Origin of the sequence: Gracilinema caldarium, from assembly GCF_029265695.1 — a bacterium.
Lineage (GTDB): Bacteria > Spirochaetota > Spirochaetia > Treponematales > Breznakiellaceae > Gracilinema > Gracilinema caldarium_A.
Genome location: NZ_JAJUHW010000054.1, coordinates 1 through 14,285, shown reverse-complemented (window position 1 = coordinate 14,285; position 14,285 = coordinate 1). Strand labels below are relative to the sequence as shown.

Annotated in this window: 10 protein-coding genes; 1 reads left to right on the top strand and 9 read right to left on the bottom strand. The window is 48.4% G+C overall.

Annotated features, from left to right (window positions below):
- Positions 1-453: DUF1707 SHOCT-like domain-containing protein (locus tag Q7P68_RS12705; protein WP_304226254.1), on the bottom strand; the 453-nt coding region annotated here is incomplete at its 3' end.
- A 174-nt stretch (positions 454-627) separates the two neighbouring features.
- Between Q7P68_RS12705 and Q7P68_RS12700 the strand changes: the two genes are divergently transcribed.
- Complete coding sequence (locus Q7P68_RS12700) at positions 628-2,238, top strand: CsgG/HfaB family protein (RefSeq protein ID WP_304226252.1); 1,611 nt, start codon at positions 628-630, stop codon at positions 2,236-2,238.
- On the opposite strand, the gene Q7P68_RS12695 is transcribed toward Q7P68_RS12700, so the two are convergent.
- From Q7P68_RS12695 to Q7P68_RS12660, 8 genes are all read right to left on the bottom strand, one after another.
- Positions 2,228-3,646, bottom strand: coding sequence for a response regulator (locus Q7P68_RS12695; protein ID WP_304226250.1), 1,419 nt, complete (start codon positions 3,644-3,646; stop codon positions 2,228-2,230). The two genes, Q7P68_RS12700 and Q7P68_RS12695, sit on opposite strands and share 11 nt — an antisense overlap.
- A 7-nt stretch (positions 3,647-3,653) precedes the next feature.
- Positions 3,654-5,399 (bottom strand): sensor histidine kinase, encoded by a 1,746-nt coding sequence (locus tag Q7P68_RS12690; RefSeq protein ID WP_304226249.1) that lies wholly within the window; start codon positions 5,397-5,399, stop codon positions 3,654-3,656.
- A gap of 178 nt (positions 5,400-5,577) precedes the next feature.
- Complete coding sequence (locus Q7P68_RS12685) at positions 5,578-6,894, bottom strand: hypothetical protein (protein WP_304226247.1); 1,317 nt, start codon at positions 6,892-6,894, stop codon at positions 5,578-5,580.
- Positions 6,895-6,976: 82 nt separating this feature from the next.
- Positions 6,977-7,615 (bottom strand): hypothetical protein, encoded by a 639-nt coding sequence (locus Q7P68_RS12680; protein ID WP_304226245.1) that lies wholly within the window; start codon positions 7,613-7,615, stop codon positions 6,977-6,979.
- A 182-nt stretch (positions 7,616-7,797) separates the two neighbouring features.
- Complete coding sequence (locus tag Q7P68_RS12675; protein WP_304226243.1) at positions 7,798-8,622, bottom strand: glycoside hydrolase family 16 protein; 825 nt, start codon at positions 8,620-8,622, stop codon at positions 7,798-7,800.
- Positions 8,623-8,630: 8 nt separating this feature from the next.
- Positions 8,631-11,654, bottom strand: a complete 3,024-nt coding sequence (locus tag Q7P68_RS12670) for a glycoside hydrolase family 2 TIM barrel-domain containing protein (RefSeq protein WP_304226241.1) — start codon at positions 11,652-11,654, stop codon at positions 8,631-8,633.
- Positions 11,654-12,454, bottom strand: coding sequence for a sugar-binding protein (locus tag Q7P68_RS12665; RefSeq protein WP_304226239.1), 801 nt, complete (start codon positions 12,452-12,454; stop codon positions 11,654-11,656). The genes Q7P68_RS12670 and Q7P68_RS12665 overlap by 1 nt, the downstream gene beginning before the upstream one ends.
- Before the next feature lie 90 nt (positions 12,455-12,544).
- Positions 12,545-14,179 (bottom strand): extracellular solute-binding protein, encoded by a 1,635-nt coding sequence (locus Q7P68_RS12660; protein WP_304226237.1) that lies wholly within the window; start codon positions 14,177-14,179, stop codon positions 12,545-12,547.
- Positions 14,180-14,285 lie beyond the last annotated feature (106 nt).

The following is a 14,285-nucleotide window of genomic DNA, read 5'->3' as shown; positions in this document are numbered from 1 at the left end:
GCCCGGCGGCACAAGGATTTGAACTGAGCCGAAGATGCCGACCGCTTCGATGCGGCCCCCCTGGGGCGGAATGTCCGCCTGCCGCAAATCGATGAGGCAGGAACCTAAAATGGCAACCGAATCGAGCCGCTTGGGCAGGGTCCAGTTGCCGACCCGGCGGCTGGAAGAAAAAATAGCCACCTGGTCTGCCTTGCCGCCCCGATAGCTCATGCGGCCCGAATAATCCATCCAGTCCCGAGACCAGGTGGTGCCAGCGGTATGTGTGGTGGTATGGGCTGCTGCCGGCGTGTCGCCTGAAAAGCGGGGCAGGTCAGCTAAAAGACGGCGCAGGGCAATTTCATCATTAGTCCGGTTCGCGGTCTCGACCCGTTTTTCGAATTCTTCCATGGTAAGTTCCCCCGCCGCAAAAGCAGCCGTCAGGGCATCGATCGTTCTATCCCGTTCAGCGGGCATAGTAACCTCCTCTTATCCGTATTGATACATGCAAAAAACCCGCTCAGGCGATTCTTTGCATTATTGCAATAAGAATACTACAATTATTAATAACTGTCATAGCCTCAATGGAGGTGCACTATAAAGAGATTAAGAATTTTTATATCGGTTGTGTTTTGCGGTTTTTATTTCGTTATGAATCCACTTTGGGCTCAAAGTACACCAACCATGGCTTTAAACGATTTCCAAATTAATACAAACAATCCAAAATATAGCTTTTTAGGAAAAGGTTTTACAGAAATTATCAGTTTTGAACTCGGTAAAACACGGGCTGTTAGGATCGTAGACCGCGAAAAACGCAACGAAGCCTTACAAGAAATGGAATTTGCCCTTTCCGGAGTCGCTGACGAGGCAAACCAGGTACAAGTTGGTAAATTACTTTCTGTACGATATTTAATCTACGGATCTATTACCGATCTTGGCGATGCATTGTTGTTTAACCTGAACATGCTCGATGTAGAAACCTCAGAGGTTGTGTGGAGCGACCAACTAATGGAAAAACCATCCAATTATAGCTATATTGGTTCATATTTTGCCACTTCAATTGTACGTTTTATTAAAGGGACCGGTACAGAAAAGGTTGCAGCAAAAGAAGTAAAACCAGAAGGAAATACCGATGCTTTGGTTGCCTTATCGGAAGGTATAGCCGCACTGGATGCGGGCAAAAAGGATGAAGCCCGGGACAAGTTAGAAAAAGCGAGCCAGTTAGATCCCGAAAGTTCAGTTATTGCTTCAATGCTCAGCAAGCTTGCGGCGGTCTCTGCTACATTTAAGGTAATTCCCGAACGATATACGAGCTATTGGAACCCTGCCTATTTAGGCAGTCTGACCACTGATACCTTATTAACATCAATAAGCATGGGTTTTATAACCTGGGGATACAAGGACACAAACAATAATCAGCTCATTATACGTGATGCAGACAACCTATGGGGTGTAGGTGAGCGGCGTGATTTAGTCATGTTGGGCTATAAGACTCCGCTTACATCCTCTCTTGGTTTTGGCGCTAACCTGACTGTAACCGGCTGGCAGGATTCTGTAGTTAGCGATCCCGATGAACCAAAAGATATTTATGCACAGATGGGTAACCAGCAATCTACCTATTATGGAGGGATTATTTCTCTTGGAATTTCAATCAGTCCCTATCTTAATGTAGGGTTTGATGTCCAAGGGGCATATATTATCCGGAAATACTACTTATTTAATCTCAACAATATTGGCTACCTACCAACCCAGGCTCCTGTTTTTGGGGGAACCTTTGCGTTCCTTATAAAAAATCGTACTGGATCGCTGTCTTGGGATGGGCTAGTTTCCTGGACTTCGGAGCCCCAATACTGGTACGACATCTCATCAGAGAGTTTCAGCCGTTTTATGGCTCCGCTTTATACAGAACAGACCGCAAGTTTTGCCTTTTCCGGAGGCAGGACATTCTTTGCAATAAAACAGGTTAATGACCTGTTTTTGGACCGTCACATCTATTATGTCAGGGCGATGCCAATGCTAGAAACCTGGTTTGGCAATAATATTGGAATCCGGTTAGGAGCGGAAGGTTCAGCGGTTATTAATAACGAAAAATTCAACCCAGGTTGGGGAGGAACTGTAGGGATTTCGATAAAATTGAACAAGTATACACTAGACGCCAACTACACCCTGCGCCAGCGGCCTTCCCGGTCGCTTGACTACCTCATTGTTCCAGAATCTCTGCTGTATATCAGCCTTTCCAAGAATGGCTTGTTCAAACAATAAAGCGTTTCTGGTACTCCCCGGGACTGAGACCGGTGGCTTCCTTAAAGGTTTTCATAAAGTATTTAACGTCCCCAAAGCCTGCACGGGTAGCCACTTCGTATACCTTATAACAACCAGATTGGAGCAACCGTTTTGCTTCTTCCAGCCTGAGCTGTTTTACATAGTCGTTAAAGTTGGTGCCCACAACCAGTTTAAATTTCTCAGAAAAATAAGTGTAATTCACCGAACAGTGGTTGGCCACCACGGCCATAGAAATGTCTTCGGTATAGTGTTTTGCAATATACGTGAGGGCTTGTTCGATAAAGGGATAGGCAGAGTAGCGCTGTTTAAGGGTTATATCCAAATAAAGTATAAAATCTCCCAGATCCTTTTTAAGGTCCTCCTGGGCGGTGTATCTATCGCTGTCCCGGAGCAACAGAGCTTTCATAGCAAGATACGGATCGGATTCTGTATATTGATGAAAGGCTGCGAGCAGCGATGGAAGCTGGCTCACAATGTGGTACAGGGCGGTGACGTTCTGAAAAAGCGAATCGGATTCGAAAGCGAATAGGGACTGGAGGTTACGATCCAATGCAGACCTGTCCCCAGTGCCGATTAAAACCGCAACCGTATCCAGGGTTCGCACTTCGCTGCAGTGGACCGCCGGGTCTGCAAGCTCCTCGTAAGGATAAAAGGTTTTATCGGAAACAAAAAAGCGAGTCAGGGCGGCAATGTCAGCATGGGTCATGCAGGTCTGGAGGTCCGCGGGAGTGCGAATTATGTCGCTTAGACCGATAAAGACAGCTTTTTTCCCGATAATCTCCAGTATCTCGAGCCGCTTTGTTTCGGGGACCAACAGCGCCAAGGCTTGGGGCCGCTCTTCCACAATATATGCATTATTCTGGTCTAAAAAAGACGATAATTCGAATGATCCTGGTTGAACACATTTAAAGATCCGGTAGGCGTCCCGTGCAATAAGCTCCGAAAGGGATTCCTTTTCCGGCACCCGGCCTTTCATAGCGGATGCAAGGAGCTGTTCTTCCCGCTGCCGCTGCTGGCTTAATCGTTCGGAAACTAGCTTATCCAGAACCTGAAGTATTTCCTGTTTGTCCACGGGTTTTAAGATATAGGAAACAACTCCATGCCGTATGGATTCCCGGGCATAGCTAAAATCGTCATAGCCACTTAGGACCACCATGGCAGGTTTACTTTCCCGACCAGCAACAAGCCGCATGAGTTCAATGCCATCCATTTTAGGCATACGGATATCGGTAATGAGAATATCTGGAGCTTCCTGCTGTACCAGGTCCCAGGCTTCTTGGCCGTTTTTAGCCTCCAATAGTTCAAGAGGAATAGTAAAATGCTCACTGATAATTTTGACCAATCCTGCCCGGATTGTCTTTTCGTCGTCCGCAATGAGTATTTTCATAGGCACTCTACACTCCCCACTGCTGCGGCAAGGGTAATGGTAATTTTACTATTGTTCCCTGACCAGGAATGCTTTCTAGTTCCACAGTAAAGTCCTGTCCGTAAAAGGCCCAGAGCCGCTGCTGAATGTTGGAAAGCCCTATGCCTCCCGATGCCCCTTCCCGCTCGCGGCCGCTTGCCACCTGCTCTTGCAAGTGTTCTAAAGCCGTCCCATCCATACCCCGGCCAGAATCCTCTACGATGATCCACCAGCGCTGCCGCGGTACATCGGCGGCGCAGCTTATATTGATGACCGCATCTTCCCCAATGGGCTCTATGCCGTGCTTTACGGCGTTCTCCACCACGGGCTGTATGAGCATTTTGGGAATTTCTATGCCCCGGTATGCCGCGGGGACATCGATATGCAGGGTTATGGTGTAATCGTTGCGGAGGTTCATCAACCTGATATAGTCGGATATGTATTCGAGCTCCTGTTCCAGGGACACTCGGTGTTTCCCGAGCTTAAGAGAATAGCGCATGAGGCGGCCCAGGATGGTAATGCTCTCCACAATTTCCTGCTCGTCCTTGAGTTCCGCCTGCATTTTAATGGTTTCCAGGGCGTTATACAGAAAATGGGCGTTTATCTGGTTCTGCATGGCCTTAATCTGGGTCTGGGCCAAAAGTTCGTGTTCCTTCCGGGAGCTTTTTATAAGTGAATTGATTTGGGCAACCATGGCGGTAAAGATGTCTGCCATTTCGGCTACCTCGTCGGTGCCTTCCACGGCGATGCGGACCTCCAGGTTGCCATCCCGCACAGCCCGCAGGCCCTGCATAATGGTATAGAGCCGCCTGAAGAGCCGTTTTGTGGCGCCGCTTATGATCATAAACATCACCAGAATAGAAAGCAGCAAAATTCCGATGGACACAAAGCGGATGATAGAAATGTTAGCCATCAGGCTTTTGGCAGACCGCCAGTGGACCAAAGTAAGGCCGAGCCGGGGGATGCGCCTAAAGGCAAGGATGTATTCATCGGTATGGTTTTTATAGCGCCAGGTACCGCTTTCGGCCTGGGGAAACCGTTCATCAATCTCTTTAATAAGGACCGGATCCAATTTCCGATCCGCCAGCAGGGGCTCATAGCCCTGATACACCATGGTAAAACCCGAACCAGCCTGGGCGTTGTCATAGTAAAGGAAGGGGAAAAAGTCCGTCATGCGAACCCCAATTTGCACATATCCCACATGCCGTTTTTGGAGTTCCATTTCGGCGGTCAGATACACCGCGCTCTCCACCTGCAGTTCTACTCGGCTCGTGATCCTATTTGTATAATTAAAGACCCACCGGGGTATGTTCTTGTCTGCCAGCCGGTCTTCCTGATACACCAGGGGCCACCGTTCGGGGATCGCCTCGTTTTTTACAAAGAGGTACACCTTGTAAATGAGGGGCTGGGTAAAGGTAATCCGTTCTAGGATTTTTGTGTGGTAGATAAGCGTTTCGATGGTCCGCTCAGGTTCATTGGCGGTGGATAAATACAAAAACTGCTTAAGATCAAAGTCGCTTGAGATAACGCTTTCCAGGTGTTCCATTTGGAGGGCCGCGTTTTCTACATACCGGGTCTGCTCGCTGATAATCCGCTCCGATTCCTGCAGCATGGCGGTAATGCTGTTACTCGCTACATATTCGGAGGCCCCGATAATCAGAAGGCTCAGGGGAACAGCAATAATAAGGGTATAGATGAACGCAACCTGGGTGGAAAACTTCCAGCGCCGAACCATATACCCAGTATAGCTGATTTTGGAGATTTTTGTGTATTTTCGTATGCTGCTGATTTCGTTTTGGTGTCTTTTTTTCGGTTTTTTTATATAAAAAATCCCGCCCGGATTTTGGTCTGGGCGGGCTTACTGAAAGCGCACCGGCCGCCGGTATGTTAGACCGGCGGGGGAAGATTAGTCTTTATTCATTTGCAAAATAAATATTATCCAGATAATACTGGCCTACCGCAACATTCTCGGGTCCTCCTGAGACTGTTGCAGCGGTAAATTTGAGCTGCATAACCTTGGTAAAATCACCAGTAGCAATATCTATTACAATATCATTCCATTGATTTTTGGTTATCGGCCCAGTTAATAACTGTTGTTCATCTCCAGAGCTTATAGCATACACCGAGAACTGCTGGCCATTGGCTGTCCAAATACTCATATGCAATTTTGTTTTTCCGGTAATATTTATACGATTTGTTTCATCGATAGCGACGCCCTGATAATTTTTAAGGTCCAAGAGTTTTATTGTCTTGCCAGCAATCGTAGCATCAGTGATGGAACCAGACTGACCCCAATTAGGATTCCAATTCTGTACATTGAAATCAGTATAGGTTCCGCTGCTATTAAGAAGAGAAATAACATTAGCGCTATTAATAGTGGGTGCCGGAGGTAATGTATCGGGGACGGATTTAATTATATTATTTTCAAAATCCTTCATTGCAAGCAGCAAAGTTTTAAGGGCTACGGTAATTGCTGATTGGGCTGAAATGGAGCCGCTGATAAAACTCTGAGCATCTCCAATTGCGCTGTTCAGCGCGTCATGAGTTTCTTGCGAGACATTACCATCTTCGGTACCCACAGTATGGTCTGTCAGTAGAGTCTGGGCTTCGGCAATTTTATCTTCCATAGCTTTTTTATATACTGCCCCAGAACCAGACAAGGCCACATCAGTAACCAACATTGAACCGGCCCCAAAAGAAAAAATAGCGAACTGATTCACATAGGCTGGTTGAAATTTCGTAACCCCAGCAATAAAATCTGATAGAGGGATTGCCATCTGGATCCAACCATTTGCCAAAGATACACCGCTAGAAAGGGCGTATTCCTTTTCTTCTTCGGGCACCTTAACTCGTACAGTAGTATAATCAGAGGTTTTAATCTTAAAGTTTAATGTAGTATATTCAGCCAGTTTGCCGCTGTCAAAATCTTTAAAGGCTATACACGCAACAGCAGTCCCCCAACCGGTACCGCTTACAATCTGTTTAGCATTCGCGTATACAGAGTCGGAGCTATAATCACTGATTGTAGTGCCCGAGTTCCAGGTATCTAAAGCGGTCGCCACATCCCCACTGCCATCCAGAGCTTTAAACAGAAATGTGTAATCCGTAGGGGTGGTAGGATCTTTCGGGTTCGTTGGAACCGTGGGACTTGTTGGGCTCGGACAGCCTGTAAAAGTCAGTGCTGCGCCCAATACAATAGCCGAAATTACGGCAATTCTTTTTTGCATCATTTTCTTTGTCCTCCTCATACATCATTTATTAAACTGAAACGCTTCAGCCTAATTACCTCTTTAAGCTTTTCTGGTCCTTATTTTACTGACAGATGTTTACAGAATTTCCCTGGCTATCGACCCAATCGATTCCCTTAATATCAAACCATGATCCAGCAGAGAGACCTCCGCCGGCATCATTTTCCAAAACGAATGAAAAGGCGGATTTAATAGTCTTGGAGGAATAGGCACTTACATCTATTTCCACAGGGGTCCAGTTGGTAGAACTAATATTGGTGACACCTAAGACTTCGAGGGTTTTATTACATATTTCTGTACCATCATTAAGTATGAAATGAATGTTTCGCGGGAGAAGGCTGCTGCGTATTTGGAACTTAACTTTTCTAACGGATGAAAAATTAAAAGAACTAGTATTATTAATAACATTTGCGAAACTTCCGCCTGCCCAGCCTTTGCTGCCTGCAATAACCTTTATTCCACCGCCATCCAGATTGCTCGTCGTAAACGTTTGTTCCCACACATAAAAGGCAAAATGGACATCGATCTCATAGGGATAGATATATAAACCTGTACTAGATGGTTCAGTCGGATTATCACTTATAGGCAAGCCATTACCGTCATCAGTACCCGGTCTTGGTGCAGTCGGGGTGGGACAACCTAAGAGGGTGATACAGCCCGCAGCAATGAGGGCTGCCAAACTGAGCCATTGAGCCTTTTTCATTGTTTCTTCTCCTTTCATGGATGATTTCTTGGTATGTTCATGGTCTCATTGTATAGCATGAATTGGTAGGCAGAGAGTTTTCGCTTTGGTGTGCTTTTTTCGGATAATAAAAAAACTGTCCACCCATAATGAATGGACAGTTTTTTTACAGACTTTTGAAGTGCGCTTCTTACAAGGTACTACTACTGATATACTCTAATGTAGTCTACTTCCATAATGGCCTGGGTTAGCGTGGAATCTATGGTTCCGCCCAGATTGCCCCCCATGGCTATGTTCAGAATGATGAAGAAGTTTTGGTCAAAAGGCCAGGGAGTATCGGCCATTTTCTTAAAGGGGGTCCCAATTTTTTGGCCGTCGATATACAGTGTTATTTCTGTACTCGTCCACTTAACTCCGTATGTGTGAAAGGCTGTGGTAACCGTACTGTCTATTTTCTCGCCGAGAGATCTATAGTCATGAGTACCTGTAGCAGTAGCATAGTGTACGGTACCAAATACTTTGTTCACACCTGTTGTGGCGGGGCTATATTCCATTACATCTATTTCGCCGCACTTGGGCCAGCCTACGGTTCCTATGTTGTCTCCCAGCATCCAGAAGGCAGGCCACACACCGTTTCCAGCAGGGAGCTTAATCCGGGCCTCTATATAGCCCTGTTTCCAGCTGTATTTGCCATCCGTCTTGAGCCGGGCGCTGGTCCAAGTAGAACCGCTTTTTAGAGCCTTTATTTTTAAGGTGCCATTGGAAACATAGGAATTAGTCCTCGTATCCGTATAGGTTTGAACCTCATTGTTTCCCCAGCCGCCCCCGCCTAAATCATAAGTCCATTTGGCACTGTCCGGCGCATCGGAAGCCCCATCGAACTCATCGCTCCATGCGAGGGAAAGCCCTTCGAAGGTAAGGGTACTTGAATCTTCCGGAGGTAAAAACATACAGCTGCTTGTGATTAAAATCACCGACAACGCTAAAATACAGCCCGCGGTTATGCTCATCAATCTTGTTTTGCGCATTGTATCTCCTACAGGCTTATATTCCAGTACAGGGTTAGCTCTGAATAAGATTTACCGTCGTCCGCAGTTCCGGGAATAGCATTCCATGGATCCGAAGAATAGGGACCGAAGGTCCAGCCTGCCCATTTTACACCTGCCCGGTTAGTCCGGAACGTAAAGACCGGTTTGGTAAATCCAAAAGAGAGGTCCACAGTCCAGCGGGCGGGATAGGTCAGGTTAAAGGTCCTAACCCAGGCTGGTTCAAGCCACTTGTTGCTGTAGTATTCCCCAAAGGCCATCATCTGGCCCCAGCGAACCTTAAGGCTGCCACCCCAATAGTCGGCGATCCGGGTATCCTGTCCGGTACTGCCCTGGTGTCCGATTTCGGCATGGGCGATAAGCCTAAGTTCCCCAAAGGGATTCGAAACAAGCCGGAGCCCCGCAGCCCAGAGGTTCCGTTGTTCCGGGAGGCTCCCAGAGAAGGCGGTCCAGGTTCCATCAGCCAGTTTGAACACCTGTTTATCCGTGGGCCCGGCGTACAGGATATAAAGCCCCGTAAGGCTTGCCGCAAAGGGAGCGCCTTCTATATCGTCGCTATTCCATTCATGGAACCAGGTTGCCCCTTCTGGGTCATAGGTCAGGACTGCTTCGAATTCGACGGACTGGCGGTTCGCAAACACATAGAAGGGCGGATTATAGCCATTATAGGTTTGGGTTAAGGCTCGGTCTGCGGGGCCTTCCAAAGGAACCCTGGCCCGTGCAATGGGCTTAAAGCTGAAATAACTGTAATTGATGTCCGCTCCTATTTGTATTTCCTGCCGGTTACCTGAACCGGAATCTCCGGTAAAGAAGCTACCCCGGACAATGGCAGGATTGGTATCGGTTACCAGGCCACGGTAAATGTATTTGCCATACAGGTAGGTGTAACGGAACATATCCGTTCCCAGTTCTACACTGCCGCCCAGAGTATCTAGGTATCCAACTACTTTTTGGCTTCCATCCGCACCGCGGTAGGGAAGTCCAACCTTTTCAGTTCCCGCATAGAGGACACCTGCTTTTACTGTCGCGAAGGGGTAGAGTTTCCCCGCCCAATAGACCGAAGCCTTGCGACCTGGGCCGTAAATATTAAAGGGATCTTTCGTGGGAAGTGTCCCCGGACCAAATTCTTCTGCATACACAAGGCCCAGTTCCATTTCTGGAATATAGACAGAAAGGGAGGGGAAGGTCCGGTAATAGTTGGCCAGGATCTGGGGTTTTGCGGATCCGTACACTTCGGGGCCGCCGATTATCTGGAGCCCCTCCAGGCTGTTTTTGCCGACAAATTCAAGGGCTATCGGGGCCTTAGAACCGTAGGTATCGTAGCCAATGATGTCAAAGGCTTCCTTATTAATGTTAAATAGGTCGCCGGTATTTTCAAAGCTGGCGTGGCCCACATGGTAGTAGCCGTTCAGGTTAAAATTGGCCGCCTCATAGGTAAAGTTAGCCCCATAAAGATCAATATTTTTGTTTGTGTTGGTATACATCGGGTAGGGCTCGTAGAGCTTGCTGGGCTCTGCGACTGTCCAGGTCCTGAGGTACAGGTTTCCCGAAAGATTTTCTGCCGGCGTAAGCTTAAAGCCCACATTGCTTTCCGCATAGGTGGTGAACTTAAAGGCCTGCTGAATCGGGATACCGCTGGCTAGGTCGGTCAGTATCTTATCATGATTAAGCTGAGCCAAAGACCCAACCGTTACATCCAGGGCGCTTAAGGAAAGGAGTTCCCGTTCCTTTGCCTGCTGCTGTAGTCCGGTTTCGAGACCCTTCGCCAGGTACAGGCTATCCTGGAGTAATGCAAAATGCTGTTCTACTTCCACATCAGAGGAATCATAGAGGGAAAGTTTCCAGATATCCTGCATGAGATAATAGGTGGCCCGGGGAATACGGCGATTAATGCCATTCATGGTCAGGGGACTCTGGGCTACAATACCGAACCATTCTTCGTCCATGTTGTTAATGCCCGGCATAAAGTCCCGATCATAGCCCGCATTAGCCCAGGTACCGTCAGTGTTGTGAACAGACAAATCCTTGTTTTGGTAGTGTTTCCACCATTCATCTATCCATTCAAATACAAAGGCACCGATAATGTTGCCGTAGCGGCCCTTTCCGTAGGCCTGCTGGTAAATCTCCTTCCACTGACTCTTAAAATAGAGCATCTGACTGAATTGGTCTTCCTGCTTAAGGATCGCGTTAAAGGCATCCGCGCCGGCTTCGGTAAAGACGATTGGCTTATCCAGTGTTTTCGCGATATTTTCGTAAAAACTGTCAAAAGCCACATATCCCCGGTACACGTTAATGCCAAGCACATCCAGAGAAGGACAGAGTTCCTTGATAAGGTCGATGTACTGAACGTCGCCATTGATGATGCCCACAGGGCGCAGGGGGTCGATATCCTTGACAACCTTCATGGCTTCCTCAAAAAGGCTGTAAAGGTAGCCTGCTTTTACCGCATTTTGCTCGCCCATGGGGAGGTTTTCGATGTTGGATCCTGACCACACGAGGCCGTAGTTGCTTTCGTTCCCCAGCATGTACATGAGTACGCCCCGGGTTGTTTTATAGGTCTCTGCGGTTTTCTTAGCCTGGGCGATCAGGGCATCTCGGGTATGCTTGTCCGAATAGTCAGTCTGGGGGTACCAGCGGCCGTTTACCGACACGCCGTAACGGCCAAAGAGGTCGTTAATGACCGTAAAAATTCCGTATTTTACATAGATGTATTCAACCCATTTGGGCGGAATAGCGGAAAATATACGGATCGTATTCACCCCCATGGCCTTTAAGAGGGGCATATCCGTATCGATCATCCGCTGAATAAAATCGTCGCTCTTGCTCCACAGGTCATAAGTATAGGTTTCGCCGATGGGTGTATAGGACCACACCATACCTTTTACTTCTACTGGCCGGTTGTCTATTAAGAGCCGCCAGCCATTTTCATCTTTCTGTGTCTGCACATATTGGGCATAGGCCGAAAGGGCCACACAGAACCCTATAATAAGGGTGCTCAAAAATCGCTTATTCATTATTTAACCTCCCCTATTTTCGGAAGGGCCTGAACCTTACCGTCTCCCCATGTACTGGCGTCCATATAGGACTTGTCTTCCTGGCTCATCCAATGCACAAGCCGGGACCGTTCCTTGCCTTCATCGGCATCGTTAATCTGAAATTCGAGGCGGACCTTCTGTCCCATTTTAAGCGGATTATTGTTCAAGGCACTAAGGGGTATCTTTGCCTCGAGTTGATAGCCTGAGTCGCGATAAACAAAGGCGGCTTGCAGATCTGGAATGCTCACTGTCTGGTCATTAATGCTGATCTCTACCTGCCGGGGATTAGTCTTACTCTTTGGAACAAAACGGAGCCGCTTATCGGTGTTTTTATAGAATTTGTGGGGAGATGTATCGGTTCCAAAGAAGAACTCAACCGAATCTCCTCGCCACGCCTGGGGTGCTGGAAAGGGATTGACCATGGGGTCGTCGTCGGTAATGTCTGCAAAGAGGTACAGGTTTTTACCATCCGTTCGGACCACAAAGTGACCATCAGTATTTTTAGGATTCACAAGGCCTCCGTATACCATGACGCGGGTATATACTCCTCCGAGGCCTTCCCATTCGCTAAAATTTCCATCAATTTGGGGGATCTCGTTGGCGGAGTAATACACCGGCGCAATCTGCCCTACCGGAGGTTTACCGGAAATACCATCAGCTCCTTCCACAGGTGCAGGCCGCCATGGGGGCGGTATAATTTGCTTTTCAGTAATTGTTAGGCAGGATCCCAAAAGCAGTACGCTGAGAGCGCTGCCTATAAGGCTGCTTATTCGTTTCATGGCAACTCCTTTGCTCTAAAAGAAAGGCCCGGCTTTGAATCGCCGAGCCTTTTTAGTTTGCATATCCCGGTATAAAACCGGGATACCCCTTTATTTCATACCTAGTTTTTGCTTGTTCACCGTCATTTTCTGGGTCTGGACAGCCTGAACCTTGGCAATGCCTTTGTCCTGCTTGAACTTCTGCAGTTCGTTCCAGATCTGGTCAAATTCGGCTTCGCTCTTGGCTCGGATGAGCCGTGGCAGATCACGGCCCCAACGGCGGGAGATTTCTTCTGCGATAAGAGCTTCGTCGGAACCGGGGGTAAGCTGCAGGTTGTCATAGGCGGCAAAGCTCTTTACATAGGGCCGGGTCCAGAGCTGGGGCTGAGCAAGGGCTGGAGAGTATTTGGCGCCCCACTGGTCTGCCCAGGGATTGTCCATGAGCATCCAATAGGTGTACTGCACACCGTACTTGGTTTCCTGGGCATTCTTGTCCTTGGTATCCAGTTCAGCCACCGCGGGCAACAGCTCGGGTTTGCCGTCCTTCATGGCATAGGTGACATTTGGAATACCAAAGTAGGTGTCCATCTGACCTTCTTCGCTGATCAGATAGGTCAGGAACTGAATGGCCCGGGCGGGATCCTTACAGTTCTTGGAAATGAGGGTGAGTGTCCAGCCGGCAATGCCCTGGCCGCCCAGCGTGTGGGGTTCCTTCTTAGAGTTTTTGGGACCTTCCACAGCGATATAAATCTTGTTGGGATCCTGGTTGTACAGGGCCATCTGGGCGGCCTGCATATCCCAGTTCTGGTACAGCATGGCAAAGTAGCGGCCCTGGGCTGCTTTTTCTTCGATCTGGGACCGCTTGTCTACAAACACGTCGGTTGCTATGAGTCCTTCCTGATTAGCCTGGCGGAATACCTTGAGCCAGCGGACATAGTCCGGATCGGTGCTGCGGTCGTAGATCTTGCCGTTCTTTTCGTAAGGAATGGCAAGGAAATTCTGCAGGTAGCCTTCCAGGGAAGCGCAGCCCGTGTCACCGAATTCCATGAGTCCGATCGGGATAATGGGCTGTCCGCCGATGCTGGGGAATTTTGCCTTGGCGGCCCGGAGCGCGGCGAGGAAGCCCTCGGGGGTGGTCATGTCGGGCTTGCCCAGTGCTTCATACATATCCTTGCGGACCAGGAAGGTCTGGTTGCTGGTAAGTTTTCCCTTAAGCTTTTCATAATCCTGGGGGGTATAGGATGCGTTAGGATAGCCATAGACATGGCCGTTTTCCTGGCGGTACCAGCCGAGCTTCTGGGGATTGGCGACCTTAAAGAAGTAGGGATCATACTTCTGTGCAAGCTCATCCAGGGGGAGTACCAGACCAGAATCGATCATCATAGGAACCTGGCCTTCCCACCAGCCAATAGTGATCAGGTCCGGCAGGGTGTTACCGGCGATCATAGAGTTGAGCTTTTCGGCTTCGTTGCCCGCAGGAACGATATAGCGGATATTAACACCGGTTTTTTCGGTGATGTACTTGGACACTGCCGAATCGCCCCACTGCCGGGCAAACCAGCTGAAATTAATATACCAATCAAAGGTGATCGGTTTATCCTTGTTCAACTGCCATCCGGGGGTGGAACCGGTTCCGGGTTTTGTAGCCGCCGACTTTTGAGCAACAGCCGCTTCCTGGCTGCCGTTTGCCATAAGGGTGGTTGCTGCCACGGTAAGGGCGAGCACCACTGCCAACAGTTTCTTCATCTTGAACCTCCTATGATTTGGTTAACCTTTAATAGATCCAATCATGATCCCCTTTACAAAATACTTTTGCAGGAAGGGGTAGATTACGATAATGGGGGCGGTGGTT

Excerpts from the sequence above, each read along its gene's own strand:
- Q7P68_RS12670 (WP_304226241.1), bottom strand. The coding sequence starts at position 11,654 with ATGAATAAGCGATTTTTGAGCACCCTTATTATAGGGTTCTGTGTGGCC.
- Q7P68_RS12700 (WP_304226252.1), top strand. The coding sequence starts at position 628 with ATGAATCCACTTTGGGCTCAAAGTACACCAACCATGGCTTTAAACGAT.
- Q7P68_RS12660 (WP_304226237.1), bottom strand. The coding sequence starts at position 14,179 with ATGAAGAAACTGTTGGCAGTGGTGCTCGCCCTTACCGTGGCAGCAACC.
- Q7P68_RS12695 (WP_304226250.1), bottom strand. The coding sequence starts at position 3,646 with ATGAAAATACTCATTGCGGACGACGAAAAGACAATCCGGGCAGGATTG.
- Q7P68_RS12675 (WP_304226243.1), bottom strand. The coding sequence starts at position 8,622 with ATGCGCAAAACAAGATTGATGAGCATAACCGCGGGCTGTATTTTAGCG.
- Q7P68_RS12680 (WP_304226245.1), bottom strand. The coding sequence starts at position 7,615 with ATGAAAAAGGCTCAATGGCTCAGTTTGGCAGCCCTCATTGCTGCGGGC.
- Q7P68_RS12665 (WP_304226239.1), bottom strand. The coding sequence starts at position 12,454 with ATGAAACGAATAAGCAGCCTTATAGGCAGCGCTCTCAGCGTACTGCTT.
- Q7P68_RS12690 (WP_304226249.1), bottom strand. The coding sequence starts at position 5,399 with ATGGTTCGGCGCTGGAAGTTTTCCACCCAGGTTGCGTTCATCTATACC.
- Q7P68_RS12685 (WP_304226247.1), bottom strand. The coding sequence starts at position 6,894 with ATGATGCAAAAAAGAATTGCCGTAATTTCGGCTATTGTATTGGGCGCA.